Here is a 22,822-nt window from a genome sequence, read left to right on the forward strand (position 1 = left end):
CATTCTAAAGGAACCTTATCCCACGCGCTACGGCGATCTTTGCTATGTTTATGTTAACCATAAGTAATGAGGATCGGGAATGCGTAAATACCGTCTCAGCGAACAGACCCGGCAGTATTGTTACCAGGCAGAGGATGGCAAACAGTGCGTCATCCTGCGCCAGATCGTGGCGCTTATCGATTTCGCTGACGTCAAAGCGGGCAGCGAAGGCGGCTGGGTGGAGGAGGAAAGCGCTCTCAGCCAGCAGGGAGAGTGCTGGATCTACGATGCCAACAGCGTGGTCTTCGCCGGGGCGCGCATCCTCGACGATGCCCGACTCCATGGCCCCTGCGAGGTCAGCCATGGGGCTATCATCAGCGGACGGGCATCCATTCACGCCTCGCAGATCAGCCATCACGCGCAGATTGGTGACAACGTCACGATTAGCCTGAGTACGGTGCGCGGTGACTGTCGCCTCGCCGACGAGGCGCGTCTTCTGCCCCACTGTCAGGTGATTGCCGCCCGCGGGCTGACCGCCGACCGCGACAAAGTGCTGCAGATTTATCAGCGAGCCACCGTCAGCGCGTCGCGCATTCTCCATCAGGCGCAGATCTATGGCGAGGCCTACGTCGAGCACGCTTTTGTCGAACATCGGGCGGAAGTCTTTGACCACGCCAGGCTTGAGGGAAACGAGGAGAATGACGTTTGGGTGTGCGATAACGCGCGGATTTACGGGCATGCCCGTCTGATCGCGGGTCGCGGCGAGGATGCCATTCCCACTGTGCGCTACAGTTCCCAGGTTGCGGAGAATGCGGTGATTGAAGGTAACTGTCTGCTAAAGCACCGGGCGATGGTGGGCGGCGAGGCGCAGCTGCGCGGTGGACCGATTCTGCTTGACGACGACGTGCTGATCCAGGGTCGGGCTGTCATCGTCGGCGATGTGATCGTTGAGCACCAGGTCACGCTTGGGGACGAGGTGCAGATCGCCGCGCGGGAAGGAGAAGCCATTCGCCTGCGCGGCCCGAAGACCCTCGACGGCCAGCAGCAGATCACCCGAACGCCGCTGTTAGGCGCCCTGTAGCGCCTCGTCGCGGTCAATAATGCGGGCGTAGATATTCTGATCGTCATAGCTGCCGTTCAGATACTCGGCCTGCCGGAGACAGCCTTCCAGAACAAACCCGTTACGCAACGCCACCTGGTTGCTACGGGTATTCGCCACCCGACATTTGATTACAAACCGGCGCACCAGCCCGCTGCGTGCATAATAGTGGATAAAGGCCTGCAGGGAACGGGACAGATACCCCTGCCCCTGGCAATCTTCATCGATCCAATAGCCAATATAGGCCGTCTTATTCTGCGGCTCGATCTGGTTGAACGACAGAACGCCAATCGGCCGCTTATCGAGAAACAGCAAAAACATTTTGGCGTAATCCCGCTGGTGCAGCATCACGTTACCCTGTACATGGCGGCGGGTCTCCTCTTCGCTGCGCACCTCTCCGGCCCAGCTGAGCGACTGCTGTAGCCAGCGCTGGTTTTTCACCACCAGCTGGTGCAGGTCGCTGACGTAACGCTCATCAATGGCGGTAAGCGTCAGTCCCTCGGTCACCGGGATCGACTCAGGTACTGCTGGAATGTCTGTGGTCATGGGGCTCTCTACGGGCCCGCAGGTGGTGCCTGGGGGCCACGGCTGTCACGGGGTTATTTCATGATCCGGTCGTCGACGTAGTTACGTTTATCCGGCGCCGGCGGGAAGTACTGATAGAGCCAGGTTTCGCTGATGGCTTCTCCCTGACAGCGCAGGAACAGACGCATCTCCACCGGGTCGGTCGAGTCGGAGGTCGGATACCAGTCGAAGAGGATCCGGTAGCCATCGAACGGCTCGACGTAGAGGATCTCAATCTGCTTCGCTTCGCCGCTGGAGAGGGTGATCACCGGTTCAATACCGCGCGGCGCGGCCGCTTTCAGATCGCCGCCGACAAAGTCGATGGCAAAACGACGCGCCCACTTGTCCGGGTAGTGTTCCCCCGGCGCCCATCCCTCCGGGAAGCCCCCCATCCCGGTGCGGGTGGCGAGCACACGCGCCAGCGGGGTGCTCACCGGCGGCTGCGCGCTCCAGTAGAGACGGTAGCGGAAGTCCAGTTCGTCGCCCGCCTTCACCGCCTTTTCCGGCTGCCAGAAGCAGACGATGTTATCCAGCGTTTCACCGGTGGTCGGGATCTCCATCAGGCTGACCGCCCCTTTGCCCCACTGGTTACGCGGCTCCACCCACAGGCTGGGACGCTTGTTATACCAGCCCATCACGTCCTGGTAGTGGGAGAAATCGCGGTCCAGCTGCAGCAGACCAAAACCGCGCGGGTTCTTGTCCTGGAAGGCGTTGAACTGCAGCTTCTGCGGGTTGTTCAGCGGCCGGCAGACCCATTCGCCGTTGCCCAGCCACATCGACAGCCGATCGGAGTCGTGGATCTGCGGGTGGATGGTATCGCACATCCGACGCTCGTTGTTGCCGCAGCTGAACATGCTGGTCATCGGCGCGATACCCAGCTGTTTGATATCCTTGCGGGCGTAGAGATGGTTCTCCACGTCCATAATGACCTGGGTATCCTGGCAGTGGATGGTGAACTTGTAGGCGCCAGTGATGCTCGGGCTGTCCAGCAGAGCGTAAACGGTGAATACCGTGGCGTCTCCTTTGACCGTTTCGAACCAGAAAGAGGTGAAATCGGGGAACTCTTCCGGGGTATCGGTAAAGGTATCCACCGCCAGCCCACGGGCCGAGAGGCCATACTGGTAGGTGCTGTCTACCGCGCGGAAATAGCTGGCGCCGAGAAACGCCACGATATCCCGGCGCGCCAGCTCAGGCGCTTTAAATACCCGGAACCCGGCGAAGCCGAGGTCGGACTGGCCTTCCAGCTGGCGGGTATCCACCCCGGCGTCATTGTACTTGAACAGCTCCGGACGGAAGTGTATCTCGCGCGCCTGCTGGGTGGCGGCGTCTAAAGAGAACATGCGCACGCGGCGACGGAACCCCATCCCGACGTGGAAAAACTGGATATCCAGTTTGCGTTCTTCAATATTGTTCCACAGCGAGTGGTTGGCGTCATACTGGATGCTGTTATAAGCCTGCGGGGTGAGATTGGCCAGCGTCGGCGGCAGATCGCGCGGGGCGCCGCCCCACGGCTGGCGCGCCAGATCGTGAGCCATCGCCTGCAGCACGGCATAATCAAAACGGCGTGTCTGCCCGTCGGCAATGCCCGCGTCTTCAGCAAACGCGGCCTGACTGAATAAGGAAGCGACTCCTGACGTTCCGCATACGGCGGCAACAGCCATGGAAGATTTAAGAAAACGTCTGCGGTTCATGCCTGAGAAAGCGTCCTTCTGCACGGGTGAATTGATTCGCAACGCGTCATCACGCTGCGTGATAATTTCCGCCCACTCTAGACAAAAACGATTAATAATCCAATTGTTGCCCGCAGAAAAACGGTAAAAAAGCCCTGTCTACCAGAACAGGCTGTTTTTTCATCACCGGCGGAGGGAGAGCGCTATATCCAGCCCAGGGCCCGCCTGCAAACAAAGCGGACAGCACTCATCCCGTCTCATCGCCGGGGCGTTTCTTAGCCGCCCGCGGCCTGCAGCAGGGCCGCGCCCTGCTGAGCCGCGACCCATCCCCTTTATTCGAGGGTCACGTGATGCTTCATCACCCGGCGAAACAGCGCCAGCCGGGCGCGCATAAAGCGATTCTCCACTTTAAAGCCGGCACGCTTATGCAGGCCAATGCGCAGCAGACGATCCCGTCCGCGCACGCACGCCGGCCAGCGCACCGCGCCGGCAAGCACCTGCTCGCCGCTGGCGACGCGGGCAAACTGGGCCCAGTAGTCAGCGACCTGAGCGGCGAAGGCCAGATCCGCTTCACTGGCATACTGCCGCACCGGGTCGGTGAGCCGCAGGTTATCAAACACGTAGGGCACCTCGTTGCCGTGCCAGGCGCCGTGCGGATAGACATCATGCTCCGCTTCCGCCACATAATCGAACCAGTACCGCCAGCATGGCTGGCCCACGCGCTGCTGGGCCTGCATCACCACATAGCCGAGGGTGGTAAACGCCATATCCCGACAGACTTCCCGCCCCAGCGCTTCATCCCCCTTCACGCCGGGATAGAGGAGTTTGATCAGTCCCAGTCCCAGACGGCGCTCGCGGCGCAGCTTCTGGATCTGCCCGGCGATATCGACGCCAAACACCGCCATCACGCTGGCTTCATCGCTGTTGGATCCGATCATCACCGGCATCGGATGCTGGCGCCCGGCAAAAAAGGTCTCCAGCATCGGCTGCGGAAGCACCACATCGCCGGCGATGGGCGCTGGCCCGATATTCAGCGGGGCGGTTAGCGACCAGAAGGCCTCCGCCGGGATCGCCCGCAGTTGTTCAGCGCTGGCCTGCGGCAAGGCGAAGCGTTCCGCCAGCAGGCGGCCTTTCTCCAGCGCCTTTTCTCGCGGCAGGTCGGGTAAGGTATACCCGCTCTGAATAATCGCTTTATGGAACAATCCTTTCGCTTTCGGCGAGGCCATCAGCGACAGCACGCTGCGCGCCCCGGCGGATTCGCCAAACAGCGTAACGTTGGCGGCGTCGCCGCCGAAGGCGTGAATATTCTCCTGGACCCACTGCAGGGCGGCGATCTGGTCGAGCAGCGCGAAGTTATACAGACGCTCGCCCGCCTCTTCCTCCAGTGCCGGATGGGCGAAAAAGCCAAGATGGCCCAGTCGGTAGTTGACCGTCACCACCACCACGTCGCGGCTGGCCAGCGCCAGGCCATCGTAAGGCGGCAGGCTGCCGGCGCCGATGGTAAACCCGCCGCCGTGCAACCAGACCATCACCGGCAGCGGCTGCGCTGCGCTGGCGGGGGCCCAGACGTTGAGATAGAGACAGTCTTCGCTGAAGCGGCCGGGATCCCCGCCGCCAAGTTCGCGGCAGTAGTCAATGTCCTGCCAGCTGGCGGCGGAAAAGGCGTCGGCCTGACGCACGCCATGCCAGCGGGCGGGAGGCTGCGGCGCGCGCCAGCGCAGCGGCCCCACGGGCGGCGCGGCGTACGGAATGCCGCGCCAGATATGGATCCCCTGCTCTGCGCTCCCGGCCAGCGTGCCCTGCCGGGTTTTCGCCAACGGTTTCGACGGATGTTGCATAACCTGCTCCCTGTAAGGCTGATGCCAGCAGGGTACTGATTTTACAGAAGACCGCAACGTCGTTTGCTGCGCTCCTCCGCCTGCCGGTACAGTTCAAACTCATCCTGCACCGGGCAGCCCAGCGCCGCCTCAAAGGCTTCGCGGCTGGCATTCCCGTGGCTGCGCGCCTGGGTTTCGTTACCCAGATTGGACTGAAAAATGCCCGCCGCGCTGACCGGTAAAAAATCCTCATAGACGATGGGCTGGGCCACCACCCATCCGCGCTCGATCAGCGGCTGGGGATCGTCGCCCGGGCGAAACGCCTGGCGATGGGCCTCGCCAGCCGGCGTCAGGCGGTAGCGAAACCAGGCCAGCCCCTGCTGACGCAGCAGAAATTCGCTGTCGGGAAATTCGCGGAACACCTCCTGCAGATGCAGCTGGTGGCTGAGATTGTCTTTGCCGGTCCCTGCCGCCTGCAGCAGCCGGTCGTACAGCGCGCGCCCTTTCGGCGTCAGCGCCACGCCGCGCTGCTCAATTTCGCCAAAGCGGGCGCTGTGGGTGCCGCGGTGTTCGCCGGCGAACATCACCGGCTCCTCGAGCGCTTTGAAGCTGGTCTGCCGCAGGAGGATCGGTACCTCCCGGCGCGGCGGACCTTCGATCAGGGCCTTTGGCTCAATACCGCACTCCGGCATCAGGGCCTGCGCGCGGTCAATATCCAGCGTCCGCGGCGTGAGGTGGTTGATATGGCATCCCGGGAAGCAGACCACATCGGCAATCAGGCGATGCTCGCGATGCAGCGCATGGTAGGTCTCCTCATCGACGGTGGCATGCCGGTGCCAACGGAAGGTCTCCAGCGCCTCCTGCACAAACTCGCGAGCTTCCGCAGGGGTGAACGCCCCTTCGGCCTCGTGCCGGGCGATCAGCGCCAGGCAGCGGGGAGTGAATATGTTGCGCCGGGCGAGGATCGCCTCGGCCCGCTCGCGCAGAGCGCGGTTTTCGATCAGCTCCAGACGCAGCAGCGAGGTAAAAACCCGAAACGGATTGCGCGCCAGCGCGGCATCGTCGACAGGACGAAACGCCGTGGAGTGAACCGGCACGCCGGCCTGCGAGAGATCGTAATAGCTGACGGGATACATCCCCATAATGGCAAACATGCGACGCAGCGTCGCCAGTTCCTCCGCTGTGCCCACGCGGATCGCCCCGTGGCGCTCAACGTTCAGGCGCGCCAGCTCGTCGGCGTTGGCCAGTTGTTCATGCAGCTTCGGATTATTTTCCAGTACCGCCAGGTTGACGTCAGCCACCAGCTCCAGCAGCGTCCCGTACTGCGGAACTTCCTGCTGGTACATGGCCGACATGGCCTGCGAAAAGTGCTCCCGAATCTCATCAGCCGTGATGGTGTTCGCCATGATGTGTTACCTCCAGTGAATACTTCCTGGAGTGTAGGAAAGCTGCCTCCCGGCGGGGGGAAGAATTTACAAACTGTGATGGCGATAACCTGCTTCCGGTCACGGGCATAGCGCAGAACATAACCGATGGTTATGAAAAACACCCGGTAATTTCACTTTAAATTAACAATACATTTACACACACTGTTTCTGGCGACATTACAACAACATGCCCCTCTACCCTCTATACGGAGTACCCGATGAACGATAAATGGTCCCCGCGCGAGGTTATCCATCGCGATTACAGTAGTCACCCGCCCGCTTACGCCCCGGGCTATAAAACCAGCGTCCTGCGCTCCCCGAAAAACGCCCTGATCTCCCTGCAGAACTCGCTGTCGGAGATCACCGGCCCGGTGTTTAGCCGCGACGACCTGGGTCCGCTGGATAATGACCTTATCCTTAACTATGCCAAAGAAGGCCTGCCGATTGGCGAGCGGATCATTGTGCACGGCTACGTGCGGGATGGCTTCGGCCGACCGATGAAAAACACCCTGGTGGAAGTCTGGCAGGCCAATGCCGGCGGCCGCTATCGACATAAAAAAGATCAGTATCTGGCGCCGATTGACCCGAACTTCGGCGGCTGCGGCCGGGTGCTGACCGACGAGAACGGCTATTACTGTTTTCGCACCATCAAGCCCGGCCCCTACCCCTGGCGCAACCAGGCCAGCGACTGGCGTCCGGCGCATATTCATTTCTCGCTCTCGGGCGACGCCTGGGCCCAGCGCCTGATCACCCAGATGTATTTCGAAGGCGACCCGCTGATCAAGCAGTGCCCGATCGTCAGAACCATTAATAATGACGACGCCGTGCGCACCCTGATCGCCGAGCTGGACATGCACGCCGCCGTGCCGCTGGATTGTCTGGCCTACCGCTTCGACCTTGTTCTGCGCGGCCATCGCGCCACGCTGTTTGAAAATCGCACTCAGGGGGCCGCCCGATGAAAGAGTATCTGCCTGAAACCGCCTCGCAGACCGCGGGACCCTATGTTCATATTGGTCTGGCGCCGGACGCCGCGGGTTTCCATATTTTTGAGAAAAATTTTGGTACGGTTCTCACCACCGCCGATACCGTCGGAGAACGGATCACCATTGAAGGCCGGGTTATCGACGGCTCCGGAACCCCAGTCCGCGATGTGCTGCTGGAGATCTGGCAGGCCAACGCCGCGGGACGCTATAACCATCCTGACGATCGTCAGCAGCAGAAAGCGGTCGACCCGGGATTTCGCGGCTGGGGACGCACCTGCTCTGACTTCACCTCCGGCGTCTGGCGCTTTGAAACCATCAAGCCCGGCGCGGTGGTTGGCCGCGATGGCCGTCTGATGGCGCCGCACGTCAATCTGTGGGTGGTGGCCCGGGGGATCAATATTGGCCTCAATACGCGGATGTATTTTGCCGATGAGCACGAGGCCAACGCCAGCGACCCGGTGCTGAATCTCATCGAGTGGGAGGTGAGACGCAAAACCTTAATCGCTGAGCGCGAAGTTCGCGGTGCGGAAGTGGTCTATCGTTTCGACATTTATCTGCAGGGCGAGAACGAAACCGTCTTTTTCGATATCTAGCGGCCATGCTGACCACCGCCGTCGCCCCGCACTGCCGGGGCGACGGCGTGTTAAACCATAGGGAAAGATCTTGTAATGTAATCAGCTCAAATGTTAAAAATATTTTGCTATCTGGTTATCAAATTTAAACAAGGCCGCTTGTCTCTTTCACCGCTGTGTTTTTAACATCATCTTACTATGGAAAAAAATGGTCTCTTCAGTCAGCGCATTCGCTTGCGCCATCTACACACCTTCGTGGCCGTCGCTCAACAGGGAACGCTGGGGCGCGCGGCTGAAACTTTAAATCTGAGCCAGCCAGCACTTTCAAAAACGCTTAACGAGCTTGAACAGCTGACCGGTACCCGTCTGTTTGAGCGGGGACGTCTGGGGGCGCAGCTGACCCTGGTCGGGGAACAGTTTCTGACTCATGCCGTGAAGGTGCTTGATGCCCTTAACTCGGCGGGCCAGGCGCTGAACCGTAAAGAGGGCCTGAATAACGATATTGTACGCATCGGCGCGCTGCCTACCGCCGCGCTGGGGATCCTGCCGACGGTGATCGGCCAGTTCCATAAGCAGCAAAAAGATATCACGCTGCAGGTCGCCACCATGAACAACACCATGCTGCTCGCCGGGTTAAAGTCCGGGGAGATCGACATCGGCATCGGACGGATGTCCGATCCGGAGCTGATGAGCGGCCTGCATTACGAACTGCTGTTCCTGGAATCCCTTAAGCTGGTGGTTCGTCCGGGACATCCCCTGCTGCAGGAGACGGTGACCCTCAGTCGGGTGATGGAGTGGCCGGTGGTGGTCTCGCCAAAGGGCACCGTGCCGCGGCAAAACGCCGAAGCGCTGCTCCAGAGCCAGGGGTGTAAAATGCCCGCCGGTTGCATCGAGACTCTGTCCGCTTCCCTGTCGCGCCAGCTAACGGTTGATTTTGACTATGTCTGGTTCGTCCCTTCCGGGGCGGTGAAAGACGATCTTCGCCGTGGCGTACTAACCGCCCTGCCGATTGCCACCCAGGGCGCCGGGGAGCCCATCGGCATTTTAACCCGCGTCGATGCGACGCTGACCCCCGGGACGCACACCCTGCTCAGCGCTATTCGTAAATCAATGCCTGCCTGATCCGCCGCTCCCCCGGCCCGTCGCGGCCGGGGAGCCGACGCCGACTGAGACACATTCAGCAAAATAATCATTTAGTGCGAAATTATTTATTAACATTTGCGCAAATTTCTTTAACAGATCTATCATATCGCGATTTCACCAAATGGTTCATATGAAATCAAAGCAGGCAATAAATTTGGCTTTATGAAGATAAAAACCACTTCATTCAAAAATAAAACAAAATAACTTTGTTTCATTTGGTTCGTAATGAGGTGGCTGGTGTGGTTAAGGAGATTTCATGACAACTGGCAACGCGCCGCGCGGATTCCCCCGGATCCTGCAGTGGCTTCTCGCCGGACTGATGCTGATCATCGGTCTGGCTATCGGTATTCTGGGGGCAAAACTGGCTCTCGTCGGCGGCACGCTGTACTTTGCGCTGATGGGCGTGGTGATGGTTATCGCGGCAGTGCTAATTTTCCGTCACCGCCGCGGCGGGATTTTGCTGTACGCCGTGGCGTTTATCGCCTCAGTGATCTGGGCGATCGGCGACGCTGGCTGGAACTTCTGGCCGCTCTTCTCGCGCCTGTTCGCCCTTGGCGTGCTGGCCTTTCTCGCCGCCCTGGTCTGGCCTTTCCTCGCCAGCCCGCCGGCGAAAAAAGGCCCGGCTTTTGCCATCGCCGCCGTGCTCGCCGTGGCGCTGGCGGGAAGCTTTGGCTGGATGTTTAAATCCGAACCGCTGGTCAGCGCCACGGAAGCGGTACCGGTGAAACCCGTCGCACCGGGCGAAGAGCAGAAAAACTGGGCGCACTGGGGCAACACCACCCACGGCGACCGCTTCGCCGCTCTCGATCAAATCAACAAGCACAACGTCAACCAGCTGCAGGTAGCCTGGGTGGCGCATACTGGGGATATTCCGCAGAGCAATGGCTCCGGCGCGGAAGATCAGAATACCCCGCTGCAGATTGGCGATACCCTTTACGTCTGTACCCCATACAGCAAAGTGCTGGCGCTGGATGTCGACAGCGGCAAAGAGAAATGGCGCTATGACTCCAAATCCTCTTCGCCTAACTGGCAGCGCTGCCGCGGCTTAGGCTATTACGAAGATAGCCAGGCGCAGACGACGCCAGCGTCAGGCGCCCAGCCTGCCGCCTGCTCCCGTCGTCTGTTCCTGCCGACGATCGATGCCCGCCTGATCGCCATTGATGCCGACACCGGCAAACTGTGCGAGAGCTTCGGCGATCGCGGTATTGTCGACCTCAGCGTCGGAATGGGCGAAGTCAAAGCGGGCTACTATCAACAGACCTCCACCCCGCTGGTCGCGGGCAATGTGGTGGTGGTGGGCGGCCGCGTCGCGGATAACTACTCTACCGGCGAACCGCCGGGGGTGGTCCGCGCGTTTGACGTCCATACCGGTAAACTGGCCTGGGCGTGGGATCCGGGTAATCCGGCGCTGACCGGCGTACCGCCGGAGGGCCAGACCTATACGCGCGGCACGCCGAACGTCTGGTCGGCGATGTCTTACGACGCGAAGCTGAACCTGATCTATCTGCCGACCGGCAACGCTACGCCAGACTTCTTCGGCGGCGAACGAACCGCGCTGGACGACAAATACAGCTCCTCTATCGTCGCTGTGGATGCCGCGACCGGCCAGGTACGCTGGCACTTCCAGACCACCCACCACGACCTGTGGGACTTTGATCTGCCGTCTCAGCCGCTGCTGTACGATCTGCCTGACGGCAAGGGCGGCACCACCCCGGTGCTGGTGCAGACCAGCAAGCAGGGCATGATCTTTATGCTCAACCGCGAAACCGGCGAGCCGGTGGCGAAAGTGGAAGAGCGGCCGGTGCCGGTGGGCAACGTCAAAGGCGAGCGCTACTCGCCGACGCAGCCTTACTCGGTGGGAATGCCGATGATCGGCAACCAGACGCTGACCGAGTCCGATATGTGGGGCGCGACGCCGATCGACCTGCTGCTGTGCCGTATCCAGTTCAAAGAGATGCGCCACCAGGGGGTCTTTACCCCGCCGGGGGAAGACCGCTCCCTGCAGTTCCCGGGCTCGCTCGGCGGCATGAACTGGGGCAGCGTCTCGGTGGATCCCAACAACAGCCTGATGTTCGTTAACGATATGCGTCTCGGTCTCGCCAACTATATGGTGCCGCGCGAAAAGGTAGCGAAAGACGCCAGCGGCATTGAGATGGGCATCGTGCCGATGGAAGGCACGCCGTTTGGCGCCATGCGCGAACGTTTCCTGTCGCCGCTGGGCATTCCGTGCCAGAAACCGCCTTTCGGCACCATGTCCGCTGTGGATCTGAAAACCGGGAAACTGGTGTGGCAGGTGCCGGTAGGCACCGTAGAGGATACCGGGCCGCTGGGGATCCGCATGCATATGCCGATTCCGATCGGTATGCCGACCCTTGGCGCGTCGCTGGCGACGCAGTCCGGGCTGCTGTTCTTCGCCGGCACCCAGGATTTCTACCTGCGCGCCTTTGATACCGCTAACGGAAAGGAGATCTGGAAATCCCGTCTGCCGGTTGGCAGTCAGTCCGGCCCGATGACCTACGTGTCGCCGAAAACCGGTAAGCAGTACATCATTATCAATGCGGGCGGCGCCCGTCAGTCTCCGGATCGCGGCGATTACATTATCGCCTACGCGCTTCCTGACCATCACTGATTGACCTAAGCAAAAGGGCCCATTCGGGCCCTTTTTTGCTGCTGACGAAACGCCTTGCGCGTTAGCGATTACTGGTCGCCAAAGTGGATCACGGTGCGAATCGATTTGCCTTCATGCATCAGGTCAAAGGCCTCGTTAATTTGCGCCAGCGGCAGGCGATGAGTAATAAACGGGTCGAGGCGAATTTTACCCGCCATCGCGTCTTCTACCATTCCCGGCAGCTGGCTACGGCCTTTCACGCCGCCAAAGGCGGAGCCGCGCCACACCCGGCCAGTCACCAGCTGGAACGGACGGGTCTTGATCTCCTGCCCTGCGCCGGCCACGCCGATAATGACGCTCTCGCCCCAGCCTTTATGGCAGCATTCCAGCGCCGCGCGCATCACATTGACATTACCGATGCACTCGAAGCTGAAATCCACCCCGCCGTCGGTCAGCTCAACGATCACATCCTGAATGGGCTTATCGTAGTCGTTGGGGTTGATAAAGTCGGTAGCCCCCATCTCTTTCGCGAGAGTGAACTTATCCGGGTTAGTATCGACCGCCAGAATGCGCCCGGCTTGCGCCTGCACGGCGCCCTGGATCACCGCCAGGCCGATGCCGCCCAGACCAAAGACCGCGACGGTATCCCCAGGCTTAACCTTCGCCGTGTTATGCACCGCGCCGATGCCGGTGGTCACGCCGCAGCCCAGCAGACACACTTTATCCAGCGGCGCCTGCGGATTGACTTTCGCCAGCGAGATCTCAGCGCAGACCGTGTATTCGCTGAAGGTGCTGGTGCCCATGTAGTGATAAATCGGTTCGCCGTTATACGAGAAACGGGTGGTGCCGTCCGGCATCAGCCCTTTGCCCTGGGTGGCGCGTACCGCCTGACAGAGATTGGTTTTACCCGACTTACAGAACTTGCACTCGCCGCATTCGGCGGTATACAGCGGGATGACATGATCACCCGGCTTAAGGCTGGTGACGCCCTCGCCCACTTCCACGACCACGCCGCCGCCTTCATGGCCCAGCACCGCCGGGAAGACGCCTTCCGGATCGTCGCCGGAAAGGGTGAAGGCATCGGTATGGCACACGCCGGTATGGGTGATTTTCACCAGAACTTCGCCTTTTTTCGGCGGCGCGACGTCAATCTCTACGATTTTTAACGGCTGACCGGGGCCAAAGGCCACTGCTGCGCGTGATTTCATAACTGTCTCTTCCTCGTCGTGATGTTATTTTAAATAAGATCGTAGCAGATGACCGACCTCTGCCATTCTCGCGGCCCGCTGGTCCGGGGTGGTGTCGCCGCTGACCAGCTCGTCCTGCAGGTGGATCTCCACCATTTCGCCCATCAGACCGTTTGCCGCCCCGCGAATCGAGGCGATCTGCTGCAGGATAGTCATACAGGGTTCGCCGGACTCCAGCGCGCGTTCAAGGGCTTCAACCTGACCGCGGATGCGGCGTACGCGGCTGAGGGCCCGTTTTTTATCTTCAGGTGAATGTGGCACGATAACGCCTCCGTATCATATAGGGGGGTATACTATATTTTATTAGCCGCAAAGGCAAAAAAAACCCCGTCGCGGGACGGGGTCTGAATATTGAAGCGAATGATTCAGCGCTTACGGGGCATCATTCGCAGCAGGGTATTATCTTTCCACCAGTAATGATGGAGCAGCGCGGCAAAGGCATGCAGGCCAATCACGAAGTAACCGGCATTCGCTAACCATTCATGGATCGCTTTCAGGGTGTCCACCCGCTCAAAATCGCTCTGCGGGGCATACGGCATCGTCAGGCCAAAGGCGTACCAGGGATTCCCGCGCCAGTACATCATCACCATGCCGATCAGCGGCAGGGCAATAAACAGCAGATAAATAACCAGATGGCCGAGATGGGCGAAACCGGTCATCATTGGCGACGGCTTCGGCACGATCGGCGGCGTCGGCGTTTTCAGCCGCACCAGCAGACGCGCCGCCATCAGCACGCAAATGGCGATCCCGCAGGAAACATGAATCATATTAATCAGCGGCCGATCGCTGCGGGGGAAAAATCCGCGCAGCTCCATCGCCGCATAGGCCGCCACCACCAGCAAGAAGACCAGCCAGTGGATGCCAATCTGCAGGCCGGAATATTTATCGCGCATGGAATATCCTTAATGGAAAGTGTGATGCTGCCAACATAGCGGCCTTCCCTTAAATTTTCATTAACCTTTACGTTGAATTAACAAATGATTACCGCATTGTGCCGAGCCGCTGCGCCCGGGCCACGCGAACGGGCGCCGGATACCATGAGCTATTACAAAATTAAACAGTTTTGTTACCTGCCGCCGTGCTCTCCCCTCTATAGTTGAGAACATCTGTCGGCCACGCTGCGTATGGAGATAAAAAATGAAGAAAATTAGCTTACCGCTATTGCTGCTGACCGCGTTGGCCAGCCCGACTTTCGCCGCGGACTGTCAGCCTAACGGCATCGGCGGCTCATTTTGCATTAACGATGACGGGACCACCACCGACACGGTGCCGAATGAAGTCAACGGTATGGATACGTATTCGAACAATGGCGGGTATAGCAGTTCTCTGCCCGACCAGTCGGGGGCAGAGGAAGCGCTTGAAGGGTCAACGCTGTCGACGCAGCAGGACAGCGTCGCCAGCAGCGGTCAGGGAGACAGCGCCCTGGCGGGCCGCGACTGGCATTCGCCGTCCAATCTGAATGATGGCGCCGCCACCTCCAGTATGAGCCTGCTGGATAAACCCTGAGGCCTGGCGTCAGGCAAAGCTCCAGCCTGCGGCGCCGATGGCGACGGCGAACAGCAGGCAGGCCAGCGCCGTTTTGCGTAACAGCATGGTATAGAAGGAGATGGCGACGCCAACGAATACCACCAACAGAATGGGCCACATGCTTAATAACAACAGCAGAAAACCCTCAATATTATTATGGATTACGCTTTCCACATTCGCATCCCTGCCTCATCGTCGATAAAGTAAGCAGAATTTAATATGTAACATGAATACATTCAAATAAAATATAAATGTAAATGATTATGCGCCGCATTCTGCTGCGCCGGCCGGGCCTGGCGCAGGCGTTTGTTTCTTTTGCCTTTTTTCAATCGTTTTAAAGCGTTAGGTATCTGTTGTATAATGACGTGCACTTTAACTAAAAAAAGAGTGCGACCATGATTGATTCCTCATTGCCATTAACCGACATTCACCGCCACCTTGACGGTAACATCCGGGCCCAAACCATCCTCGATCTTGGCCGCGAGTTTAACATCACCCTTCCCGCTACCACCCTTGACACGCTGCGTCCCCACGTCCAGGTCACCAGCCTGGAGCCCGATCTGGTCAGTTTTCTCGCCAAGCTCGACTGGGGGGTGAAAGTCCTGGCCTCGCTGGAAGCCTGCCGTCGCGTGGCGTATGAGAACGTCGAAGACGCGGCGCGCAATGGCCTGCACTACGTGGAGCTGCGCTTCTCCCCCCGCTATATGGCGATGACCCACCAGCTGCCGGTCGACGGCGTGGTAGAGGCAGTGATCGCCGGGGTACGTGAAGGGTGCCGCGATTTCCAGGTCGATGCCCGCCTGATCGGCATTTTAAGCCGCACCTTTGGCGAAGCGGCCTGCCAGGAAGAGCTGGCGGCCCTGCTCGCCCACCGCGATGGCATCACCGCCCTCGACCTCGCTGGCGATGAGCTGGGATTCCCGGGGGCGCTGTTCCTCAGTCATTTTAACCAGGCCCGCGATGCCGGGTGGCATATCACTGTCCACGCTGGCGAAGCGGCCGGCCCGGAAAGTATCTGGCAGGCCATCCGTGAACTGGGCGCCGAGCGCATCGGCCATGGGGTAAAAGCGGTACAGGATCCCGCCCTGATGGACTATCTGGCCGAGCACCGCATCGGGATTGAGTCCTGCCTCACCTCGAACGTGCAAACCAGCACCGTGCCCTCTCTGGCCCAGCATCCGCTGAAGCAGTTCCTTGAGCACGGCGTGCTGGCGAGCCTCAACACTGACGATCCGGCGGTCCAGGGGGTCGACATTATCCACGAATACACCGTGGCGGCGCCGGCGGCGGGGCTGAGCCGGGAGCAGATCCGCCAGGCGCAGATCAACGGACTGACTCAGGCGTTTCTCAGCGAACAGGAAAAAGCCTCGCTCATTCAGCGGGTGGCCAAAGGCTGATTACCGGCCCGGCAGCCGCGCTGCCGGGCTATTTTTCACACCAGGCTGAGCGTGGCGCGGTGCCGGGCCGACTCAATACCGAGCTCAATCAGGGTCATGATCTGAATCGCCTCGCTGGCCGGGACCGGATTTTCTCCCACTCCGTTGAGCGCATCGCGGATAGCGGCATAGTAAGCGGGATAATTGCCCGGCAGCGTCAGCCACGTCTCCTCGCTGCGTTCGTCGCCTTCGACGCGAGTGAGAGTACCGTCACGCATATCATACCCCCAGTCCTCCTGCGGCAAACGTTCGCCATTTTTCAACCGCTCCTCCTGCGGGTCGAGACCGTACTTGATATAGCTGGCCCGCGAGCCGTGGACGATAAAGCGCGCGCTCTCCGCGGCGGCGAGCAATGTGCCGTGCAGCACCACCCGCCGCTGGGGATAGGCCAGCACCGCGTGAAAATAGTCGGTGGATTGCGCGCCGGGCCGAAGCTGAGCGAGATCGACCGTGATGCTCACCGGCAGACCAAACAGCGCCACCGCCTGGTCGAGCAGATGCGGTCCAAGATCATACCAAATTCCGCTCCCGGGGCCCGCCTGCTCCCGCCAGCGCTGGCGCACCTGCGGCCGGAAACGGTCGAAATGTGATTCGAAGTAACCCACCTCTCCCAGCTGGCCTTCGTTGATCAACGTTCTGACCGTTAAGAAATCACTGTCCCAGCGCCGGTTGTGAAATACCGACAGCACCCGACCCCAGTGCTTCGCCAGGCTCTCCAGCTCGCGAGCCTGTGACAGTGTCACGGTAAAGGGTTTATCCACCACCACGTGCTTCCCGGCCTCCAGCGCCGCTTTCGCCAGTGGGAAGTGCGTGTCGTTCGGCGTGGCGATGACCACCAGATCGATCTCCGGGTCGTTCAGCAATTCACTCGCCGCACTGACCACCTTCACGCCAGGCCAGTCGGCATGAACTTTGGCCGCGTCGCTGCTGGAGACCGTCGTCAGCGCCAGGCCCGACGTGCCGCTGATTAACGGCGCATGAAACGTTTTGCTGGCGTAGCCATAGCCCACCAGCCCCACCCGGATCGCATCACTCATGTTACCGCCTCGCTTATTCAGCTGATGTCAATATCTGGTTAATGAGAATATTCTTACAAACCGCGACTCAAACTTATCATTTTTCCACTTACGGTTTTACCGCATGCGTGAAAAATCAGACAGATACCCCTTGTGATCTGCTGACCATAGAGTAACATTTCCCACTGTGTTCAAAGGATATTGAAGTGTTATGACGACTGTTTTTACCCGTATTGTAGAACTTATTGGCTGGATTGTTTTTGGGATTTCCGCACTGCTTTTGGTTATCGCGCACCATATTGATAATTACCAGTCGCCACCGCCAGCGGATGTGGTGCAGATAAAGTAGCGCCGCCGTGAAACAGTGACCTGCTTCGCAACTGTGCAACCGGTTTCAGAAACCGGTTGCACAGCTCTCCTTGCTTTGATTACACTCCCTCTATCATCAGACTGGGAGCTTTTTCATGGCCGCTTTTCCGCAACATTTTTTATGGGGTGCCGCTACCGCAGCGTATCAGGTCGAAGGTGGGCACGACGCTGACGGTAAAGGACCGTCAATCTGGGATATTTACTCTCACCTGCCGGGAACCACCTTTGAAGGGACCACCGGCGATATCGCCGTAGATCACTATCACCGTTTTCGCGAAGACGTGGCGTTGATGGCCGAGATGGGTCTGCAGAGCTATCGCTTTTCCATCTCCTGGCCCCGCCTGCTGCCCACCGGGCGCGGCGAGGTTAATGAAGCAGGCGTGCAGTTTTATAGCGATCTGATCGATGAACTGCTGGCGCATAATATTGAGCCGATGATCACCCTCTATCACTGGGACCTGCCGCAGGCCCTGCAGGATGAGGGCGGCTGGGAAGCACGCAGCACCGCCGAGGCCTTCGCCGAGTACGCCCGCCTGTGCTACGCGCGCTTTGGTTCGCGGGTGAAGCTGTGGGCGACCTTTAACGAGACCATTGTCTTCATCGGCCACGGCTACATTAACGGCCTGCATCCCCCGGCCGTTCGCGATCCGGCGCGCGCCATCCAGGCCTGTCATCACGTATTTATCGCCCATGCGCTGGCGGTGAAGGCTTTTCGCGAGATGGCCGTGGCGGGCGAGATTGGTTTCGTCAATGTGCTGCAGCCGCATACCCCACTCACCGACAGCGAGGCAGACCGGCAGGCTACCGACCTGGCTGACGCCATCCATACCCACTGGCTGTACGATCCGGTGCTAAAAGGCGCCTATCCTGCTGCCCTGCTGGCGCAGACTCAAGCGCTGTGGGGCGTACCGCGCTTTGCTCCAGGGGACGACGCGCTGCTGCGAGACAACCGCTGTGACTTTATCGGTCTGAATTACTATCGTCGGGAAACGGTATCCGCCCAGCCGCCCGAAATCCCCACCGGCGGCGAGCCTGGCGTGGAGGGGTTATTCTATTTCGTGCGTAATCCGCAAAGCACCTATACCGAATGGGGCTGGGAGATCTGGCCGCAGGGGCTGACCGACGGCATTATGATGATCAAGGCGCGCTATGGCGATATCCCGATCTATATCACCGAGAATGGCCTTGGGGCGAAAGACCCGATTATTGCCGGTGAGGTGGTCGACGATCCGCGAATCGACTATCTGAGCAGCCATATTGGCGCCCTGGAAAAGGCGCTGGCGCAGGGAGCGGACGTCCGCGGCTATTATCCCTGGTCGTTTATCGATCTGCTGAGCTGGCTCAACGGTTATCAAAAGCAATATGGCTTTGTCTATGTGGACCACCAGCAAAATCTGGCACGCAAACGAAAGAAGAGTTTTTATTGGTACAAATCTGTTATTGCCAGCCGCGGCGAACAGCGTTAATCTTCTCCTGCGGGCGCCATTCGGCGCCCGGTCTGATTTAGAATATTCTTAAACATCTCCCTGCTCTTCAAGGTTGGCTTTGCTCCTTGTCATGGGTTTTTATAACCTGAATCATGCCACGCGGCCCCGGCAGAAGGCGCCGTTGGTTGAGAGTAGGTTTAGTGAATGCTGATAATATTCAACATAATTATTCCGATTATAAAATGGATACGAAAATGACCGTTCTGGACTATTTATTAAAATTCCGCAAAATCAGTTCGCTGGAAAGTCTTGAAAAACTATTTGATCACCTTAACTACTCCCTGACTGACACCGAAGAGATCGTTAATATGTATCGCGCCGCCGACCATCGCCGGGCAGAGCTGGTTTCCGGTGGTAAATTGTTCGATGTGGGCCAGGTGCCTAAATCCGTTTGGCGATTCGTGCAGTAAGACTGTCATCCTTCACGCCAGTTGCTTATACTTCCCGGCCTGCTTTTATACACTGGCGTTGAATAGGGGAGAAACATGACGTCACAATCTGCGGAGCGCATCGGCGGCTGGCTGTTGGCACCGCTGGCCTGGTTGCTGTTGGCGCTGTTGAGCGCCTCGTTATCGCTGCTATTTTTTGCCAATGCCCTCATGTCGCCGCAGACCTGGGCCTTGCTGCGCGCCATGAGCACCGGACACATGGCGCTGTGGGTCGCCTCGCTGCTGTTTGCCATCGGCATGTGGTTTTATACGCTCTGGCTGACCATCGCCTTTTTCAAACGGCGCTCGCTGGTGCCGAAACACTATATTATCTGGCTGCTCATTACGCTGCTGCTGGCGATAAAGGCGTTTGCCTTCTCCCCCGTTTCGGATGCCCTTGCTCTGCGTCAGCTACTGTTTCCGCTGCTGGCCGCCGCGCTGCTGGCGCCCTATTTTCGCCGTTCACAGCGGGTCAAACGGACCTTTGTTAATCCGTAAAAACCCCACACTTAACCTGTTGTCGCCGGTATCGTTTTATTCGATAATAAGCGGCTTTTTTTCGTTTCAGGTCGCATGATGGCTGATTATTTACTGCTCTTTATCGGTACTGTCCTTGTCAATAACTTCGTTTTAGTGAAGTTCCTTGGCCTGTGCCCGTTTATGGGTGTTTCCAAAAAGCTGGAAACCGCAATGGGGATGGGGCTCGCGACCACCTTCGTGATGACCCTGGCCTCTATTTGCGCCTGGCTGATTGATACCTGGATCCTTATCCCGCTAAATCTGGTTTATTTACGTACCCTGGCCTTTATTCTGGTTATCGCCGTGGTGGTTCAGTTCACTGAGATGGTGGTGCGTAAAACCAGCCCGGCGCTTTATCGCCTGCTGGGGATCTTTTTGCCACTGATCACCACCAACTGCGCGGTGCTTGGGGTGGCGCTGCTGAACATCAATCTGGGCCACAATTTCCTGCAGTCGGCGCTGTACGGTTTTGCCGCCGCCGTCGGCTTCTCGCTGGTGATGGTGCTGTTCGCGGCGATCCGCGAGCGTCTGGTGGTGGCCGATGTCCCCGCGCCGTTCCGTGGTAATGCCATCGCGCTGATTACCGCCGGTTTAATGTCTCTGGCCTTTATGGGCTTTAGTGGTTTGGTGAAGTTGTAATGAGCGCAGTCTGGATAGCCGTGATCGCCATCAGCCTGTTAGGGCTGATTTTCGGCTTAATACTGGGGTACGCGTCGCGCCGTTTCGCGGTGCAGGACGACCCGGTGGTGGAAAAAATTGATGAACTGTTGCCGCAGAGCCAGTGTGGGCAGTGCGGCTACCCTGGCTGCCGCCCCTATGCGGAAGCGGTGGGCGTGCAGGGTGAGAAAATTAACCGCTGCGCGCCGGGTGGCGAAGCGGTGATGTTAAAAATCGCCGCCCTGCTCAACGTCGACCCGCAGCCCGTCGACGGCGACGAGCAGGCAGCCGAGCCGGCCCGCATGCTCGCCGTGATTGACGAGCCGAACTGCATCGGCTGCACCAAATGTATTCAGGCGTGTCCGGTGGATGCCATTGTCGGGGCGACCCGCGCCATGCATACCGTGATGAGCGACCTGTGCACCGGCTGCAACCTGTGTGTTGCCCCCTGCCCGACCCAGTGCATTTCACTCGTTCCGGTGGCGACGACCCCGGAAACCTGGAAATGGGATCTGCATACGATCCCGGTGCGAAATATTCCTGTGGAACAACATGTTTAAGCTATTTTCCGCTTTCCGAAAAGACAAAGTCTGGGATTTTAACGGCGGTATTCACCCGCCGGAGATGAAAACCCAGTCAAACAGCACCCCGCTGCGCCAGGTTTCCCTGCCGCAGCGCTTTGTGATCCCGCTGAAGCAGCATATCGGCGCCGAAGGCGAACTGTGCGTCAAGGTCGGCGACCGGGTGCTTCGCGGCCAGCCGCTGACCCGCGGTTGGGGAAGAATGCTGCCGGTTCACGCTCCCACCTCCGGCACCGTTGCCGCTATCGCCCCGCACACCACTGCCCATCCGTCCGCGCTGGCGGAGATGAGCGTGATCATTGACGCCGACGGCGAAGACCGCTGGATCGAACGCGACGGCTGGAGCGACTATCAGACCCGCACCCGTGAAGCGCTGATTGAGCGCATCCACCAGTTTGGCGTTGCCGGCCTCGGCGGCGCCGGCTTCCCCACCGGCAGTAAACTGCGCGGCGGCGGCGATAAAATTAAAACGCTGATCATTAACGCCGCCGAATGCGAACCCTATATCACGGCGGACGACCGTCTGATGCAGGACTGCGCGGCGCAGATTGTCGAAGGGATCCGCATCCTTGCCCATATTCTGCAGCCTGACGAGGTGCTGATCGGCATTGAAGACAATAAGCCGCAGGCCATCTCGATGCTGCGGGCGGTGCTTTGCGACGCCCATGGCATTTCGCTGCGCGTGATCCCCACCAAATACCCCTCCGGCGGCGCCAAGCAGCTCACCCAAATTCTCACCGGCAAACAGGTACCCCACGGTGGTCGCTCTTCGGACATTGGCGTGCTGATGCAGAACGTCGGTACAGCCTATGCGGTGAAACGCGCAGTGATTGACGGCGAGCCGTTAACCGAGCGCGTGGTCACCCTCACCGGCGAGGCGGTAGCCCGGCCGGGCAACGTCTGGGCGCGCCTTGGCACGCCGGTGCGCCATCTGCTTAACGACGCCGGCTTCTGCGCCAGCGCCGAACCAATGGTGATCATGGGCGGGCCGCTGATGGGCTTTACCCTGCCGGGGCTCGACGTCCCGGTGGTGAAGATCACCAACTGTCTGTTGGCGCCCGCCGCCAGCGAGATGGGCGAGCCGCAGGAAGAGAAAGGCTGCATTCGCTGCAGCGCCTGCGCCGACGCCTGCCCGGCCGATCTGCTGCCGCAGCAGCTTTACTGGTTCAGCAAAGGCCAGCAGCACGATAAAGCCACCGCCCACAATCTGGCGGACTGCATCGAATGCGGCGCGTGCGCGTGGGTATGCCCAAGCAATATTCCGCTGGTGCAGTACTTCCGTCAGGAGAAAGCCGAGATCGCGGCGATTCGTCAGGAAGAGCAGCGCGCTGCGGAAGCCAAAGCGCGATTCGAGGCCCGACAGGCGCGCCTGGAGCGTGAGAAAGCGGCCCGCGCCGAGCGGCATAAAAAAGCCGCCGTCCAGCCTGCCGCCAAAGATCAGGATGCGATTAACGCCGCCCTGGCCCGGGTACGTGATAAACAGCGCGACGCCGCGCAGCCTATCGTGATTCATGCCGGCGCCAGACCAGACAACAGCGAGGCGATCGCCGCCCGCGAAGCGCGGAAGGCCGAAGCCCGGGCGCGTAAAGCGCAGCAGCAGGCCGCGCCGGCGGAAGCCCCGGCGGAAGCCCCGGCGGCCGACCCGCGTAAAGCCGCGGTGGAAGCCGCCATCGCCCGCGCCAAAGCGCGCAAA

General features: G+C 59.6%; 23 protein-coding genes. 14 read left to right on the top strand and 9 right to left on the bottom strand.

Annotated elements, in window-relative coordinates:
• Window positions 1–79 precede the first annotated feature (79 nt).
• Window positions 80–1,060 (top strand): YdcK family protein, encoded by a 981-nt coding sequence (ydcK, locus tag ABLU95_RS05970; RefSeq protein ID WP_241515877.1) that lies wholly within the window; start codon window positions 80–82, stop codon window positions 1,058–1,060.
• Here the strand turns inward: ydcK and rimL are convergent.
• The 4 genes from rimL to ABLU95_RS05990 all read right to left on the bottom strand — a co-directional run bounded on the left by rimL (window position 1,046) and on the right by ABLU95_RS05990 (window position 6,535).
• The gene (gene rimL / locus ABLU95_RS05975) at window positions 1,046–1,624 is read right to left on the bottom strand and encodes a 50S ribosomal protein L7/L12-serine acetyltransferase (RefSeq protein WP_032453097.1); all 579 of its coding nucleotides are present in this window, start codon (window positions 1,622–1,624) and stop codon (window positions 1,046–1,048) included. The two genes, ydcK and rimL, sit on opposite strands and share 15 nt — an antisense overlap.
• A gap of 53 nt (window positions 1,625–1,677) precedes the next feature.
• Window positions 1,678–3,333: a glucan biosynthesis protein gene (locus ABLU95_RS05980; protein WP_032453098.1), complete on the bottom strand. Its 1,656-nt coding sequence runs from the start codon at window positions 3,331–3,333 to the stop codon at window positions 1,678–1,680.
• Window positions 3,334–3,644: 311 nt separating this feature from the next.
• Complete coding sequence (locus ABLU95_RS05985; RefSeq protein ID WP_023289910.1) at window positions 3,645–5,150, bottom strand: carboxylesterase/lipase family protein; 1,506 nt, start codon at window positions 5,148–5,150, stop codon at window positions 3,645–3,647.
• A gap of 41 nt (window positions 5,151–5,191) precedes the next feature.
• A complete protein-coding gene (locus ABLU95_RS05990; protein ID WP_023289911.1) occupies window positions 5,192–6,535 on the bottom strand; it encodes a VOC family protein in 1,344 nt (447 codons plus the stop codon).
• Window positions 6,536–6,774: 239 nt separating this feature from the next.
• Here ABLU95_RS05990 and pcaH point away from each other — a divergent pair, with 239 nt between their 5' ends.
• From pcaH to ABLU95_RS06010, 4 genes are all read left to right on the top strand, one after another.
• Window positions 6,775–7,515: a protocatechuate 3,4-dioxygenase subunit beta gene (gene pcaH / locus ABLU95_RS05995; RefSeq protein WP_004202816.1), complete on the top strand. Its 741-nt coding sequence runs from the start codon at window positions 6,775–6,777 to the stop codon at window positions 7,513–7,515.
• Window positions 7,512–8,132, top strand: a complete 621-nt coding sequence (pcaG, locus tag ABLU95_RS06000) for a protocatechuate 3,4-dioxygenase subunit alpha (RefSeq protein ID WP_348879029.1) — start codon at window positions 7,512–7,514, stop codon at window positions 8,130–8,132. Before pcaH ends, pcaG begins: the two co-directional genes overlap by 4 nt.
• A gap of 177 nt (window positions 8,133–8,309) precedes the next feature.
• On the top strand, window positions 8,310–9,233 hold the full coding sequence (locus ABLU95_RS06005) for a LysR substrate-binding domain-containing protein (RefSeq protein WP_023289914.1): 924 nt from the start codon (window positions 8,310–8,312) through the stop codon (window positions 9,231–9,233).
• 277 nt (window positions 9,234–9,510) lie between these two features.
• Window positions 9,511–11,883 (top strand): membrane-bound PQQ-dependent dehydrogenase, glucose/quinate/shikimate family, encoded by a 2,373-nt coding sequence (locus tag ABLU95_RS06010; protein WP_065881547.1) that lies wholly within the window; start codon window positions 9,511–9,513, stop codon window positions 11,881–11,883.
• Between the two features lie 68 nt (window positions 11,884–11,951).
• On the opposite strand, the gene ABLU95_RS06015 is transcribed toward ABLU95_RS06010, so the two are convergent.
• From ABLU95_RS06015 to cybB, 3 genes are all read right to left on the bottom strand, one after another.
• Window positions 11,952–13,070: an S-(hydroxymethyl)glutathione dehydrogenase/class III alcohol dehydrogenase gene (locus ABLU95_RS06015; protein WP_023289916.1), complete on the bottom strand. Its 1,119-nt coding sequence runs from the start codon at window positions 13,068–13,070 to the stop codon at window positions 11,952–11,954.
• A 24-nt stretch (window positions 13,071–13,094) separates the two neighbouring features.
• Entirely contained in the window at window positions 13,095–13,370 is a 276-nt protein-coding gene (locus ABLU95_RS06020; protein WP_004202822.1) for a metal/formaldehyde-sensitive transcriptional repressor, read from the bottom strand.
• A 104-nt stretch (window positions 13,371–13,474) separates the two neighbouring features.
• Window positions 13,475–14,002 (bottom strand): cytochrome b561, encoded by a 528-nt coding sequence (cybB, locus tag ABLU95_RS06025; RefSeq protein ID WP_241515878.1) that lies wholly within the window; start codon window positions 14,000–14,002, stop codon window positions 13,475–13,477.
• Window positions 14,003–14,246: 244 nt separating this feature from the next.
• Between cybB and ABLU95_RS06030 the strand changes: the two genes are divergently transcribed.
• Window positions 14,247–14,615, top strand: a complete 369-nt coding sequence (locus ABLU95_RS06030; RefSeq protein WP_004202826.1) for a hypothetical protein — start codon at window positions 14,247–14,249, stop codon at window positions 14,613–14,615.
• A 9-nt stretch (window positions 14,616–14,624) separates the two neighbouring features.
• Here the strand turns inward: ABLU95_RS06030 and ABLU95_RS06035 are convergent, their stop codons facing one another.
• Entirely contained in the window at window positions 14,625–14,810 is a 186-nt protein-coding gene (locus ABLU95_RS06035; RefSeq protein WP_004202827.1) for a hypothetical protein, read from the bottom strand.
• 221 nt (window positions 14,811–15,031) lie between these two features.
• Here ABLU95_RS06035 and add point away from each other — a divergent pair, with 221 nt between their 5' ends.
• The gene (add, locus tag ABLU95_RS06040) at window positions 15,032–16,033 is read left to right on the top strand and encodes an adenosine deaminase (RefSeq protein WP_065881535.1); all 1,002 of its coding nucleotides are present in this window, start codon (window positions 15,032–15,034) and stop codon (window positions 16,031–16,033) included.
• Between the two features lie 35 nt (window positions 16,034–16,068).
• Here the strand turns inward: add and ABLU95_RS06045 are convergent, their stop codons facing one another.
• Window positions 16,069–17,109, bottom strand: coding sequence for an oxidoreductase (locus tag ABLU95_RS06045; RefSeq protein ID WP_233672701.1), 1,041 nt, complete (start codon window positions 17,107–17,109; stop codon window positions 16,069–16,071).
• Between the two features lie 190 nt (window positions 17,110–17,299).
• Here ABLU95_RS06045 and blr point away from each other — a divergent pair, with 190 nt between their 5' ends.
• The 7 genes from blr to rsxC all read left to right on the top strand — a co-directional run.
• Entirely contained in the window at window positions 17,300–17,437 is a 138-nt protein-coding gene (gene blr, locus ABLU95_RS06050) for a division septum protein Blr (protein ID WP_196015076.1), read from the top strand.
• Window positions 17,438–17,552: 115 nt separating this feature from the next.
• On the top strand, window positions 17,553–18,923 hold the full coding sequence (locus tag ABLU95_RS06055) for a GH1 family beta-glucosidase (protein WP_048335888.1): 1,371 nt from the start codon (window positions 17,553–17,555) through the stop codon (window positions 18,921–18,923).
• A gap of 215 nt (window positions 18,924–19,138) precedes the next feature.
• Window positions 19,139–19,354, top strand: a complete 216-nt coding sequence (gene ydgT / locus ABLU95_RS06060) for a transcription modulator YdgT (RefSeq protein WP_004202843.1) — start codon at window positions 19,139–19,141, stop codon at window positions 19,352–19,354.
• Between the two features lie 75 nt (window positions 19,355–19,429).
• Complete coding sequence (locus ABLU95_RS06065) at window positions 19,430–19,870, top strand: DUF2569 domain-containing protein (protein WP_065881527.1); 441 nt, start codon at window positions 19,430–19,432, stop codon at window positions 19,868–19,870.
• 78 nt (window positions 19,871–19,948) lie between these two features.
• Window positions 19,949–20,530, top strand: coding sequence for an electron transport complex subunit RsxA (gene rsxA / locus ABLU95_RS06070; protein WP_002907658.1), 582 nt, complete (start codon window positions 19,949–19,951; stop codon window positions 20,528–20,530).
• A complete protein-coding gene (gene rsxB / locus ABLU95_RS06075; protein ID WP_004202846.1) occupies window positions 20,530–21,108 on the top strand; it encodes an electron transport complex subunit RsxB in 579 nt (192 codons plus the stop codon). Before rsxA ends, rsxB begins: the two co-directional genes overlap by 1 nt.
• Window positions 21,101–22,822 (top strand): electron transport complex subunit RsxC (rsxC, locus tag ABLU95_RS06080; RefSeq protein ID WP_348879032.1); only part of this gene is annotated, 1,722 nt, incomplete at its 3' end. The genes rsxB and rsxC, both read left to right, overlap by 8 nt.

It is taken from the genome of Klebsiella sp. GG_Kp146 (assembly GCF_040061975.1).
GTDB classification, from domain to species: Bacteria; Pseudomonadota; Gammaproteobacteria; order Enterobacterales; family Enterobacteriaceae; genus Klebsiella; species Klebsiella quasipneumoniae.

Excerpts from the sequence above, each read along its gene's own strand:
- ydcK (WP_241515877.1), top strand. The coding sequence starts at position 80 with ATGCGTAAATACCGTCTCAGCGAACAGACCCGGCAGTATTGTTACCAG.
- rimL (WP_032453097.1), bottom strand. The coding sequence starts at position 1,624 with ATGACCACAGACATTCCAGCAGTACCTGAGTCGATCCCGGTGACCGAG.
- ABLU95_RS05980 (WP_032453098.1), bottom strand. The coding sequence starts at position 3,333 with ATGAACCGCAGACGTTTTCTTAAATCTTCCATGGCTGTTGCCGCCGTA.
- ABLU95_RS05985 (WP_023289910.1), bottom strand. The coding sequence starts at position 5,150 with ATGCAACATCCGTCGAAACCGTTGGCGAAAACCCGGCAGGGCACGCTG.
- ABLU95_RS05990 (WP_023289911.1), bottom strand. The coding sequence starts at position 6,535 with ATGGCGAACACCATCACGGCTGATGAGATTCGGGAGCACTTTTCGCAG.
- pcaH (WP_004202816.1), top strand. The coding sequence starts at position 6,775 with ATGAACGATAAATGGTCCCCGCGCGAGGTTATCCATCGCGATTACAGT.
- pcaG (WP_348879029.1), top strand. The coding sequence starts at position 7,512 with ATGAAAGAGTATCTGCCTGAAACCGCCTCGCAGACCGCGGGACCCTAT.
- ABLU95_RS06005 (WP_023289914.1), top strand. The coding sequence starts at position 8,310 with ATGGAAAAAAATGGTCTCTTCAGTCAGCGCATTCGCTTGCGCCATCTA.
- ABLU95_RS06010 (WP_065881547.1), top strand. The coding sequence starts at position 9,511 with ATGACAACTGGCAACGCGCCGCGCGGATTCCCCCGGATCCTGCAGTGG.
- ABLU95_RS06015 (WP_023289916.1), bottom strand. The coding sequence starts at position 13,070 with ATGAAATCACGCGCAGCAGTGGCCTTTGGCCCCGGTCAGCCGTTAAAA.
- cybB (WP_241515878.1), bottom strand. The coding sequence starts at position 14,002 with ATGCGCGATAAATATTCCGGCCTGCAGATTGGCATCCACTGGCTGGTC.
- ABLU95_RS06030 (WP_004202826.1), top strand. The coding sequence starts at position 14,247 with ATGAAGAAAATTAGCTTACCGCTATTGCTGCTGACCGCGTTGGCCAGC.
- add (WP_065881535.1), top strand. The coding sequence starts at position 15,032 with ATGATTGATTCCTCATTGCCATTAACCGACATTCACCGCCACCTTGAC.
- ABLU95_RS06045 (WP_233672701.1), bottom strand. The coding sequence starts at position 17,109 with ATGAGTGATGCGATCCGGGTGGGGCTGGTGGGCTATGGCTACGCCAGC.
- blr (WP_196015076.1), top strand. The coding sequence starts at position 17,300 with ATGACGACTGTTTTTACCCGTATTGTAGAACTTATTGGCTGGATTGTT.
- ABLU95_RS06055 (WP_048335888.1), top strand. The coding sequence starts at position 17,553 with ATGGCCGCTTTTCCGCAACATTTTTTATGGGGTGCCGCTACCGCAGCG.
- ydgT (WP_004202843.1), top strand. The coding sequence starts at position 19,139 with ATGACCGTTCTGGACTATTTATTAAAATTCCGCAAAATCAGTTCGCTG.
- ABLU95_RS06065 (WP_065881527.1), top strand. The coding sequence starts at position 19,430 with ATGACGTCACAATCTGCGGAGCGCATCGGCGGCTGGCTGTTGGCACCG.
- rsxA (WP_002907658.1), top strand. The coding sequence starts at position 19,949 with ATGGCTGATTATTTACTGCTCTTTATCGGTACTGTCCTTGTCAATAAC.
- rsxB (WP_004202846.1), top strand. The coding sequence starts at position 20,530 with ATGAGCGCAGTCTGGATAGCCGTGATCGCCATCAGCCTGTTAGGGCTG.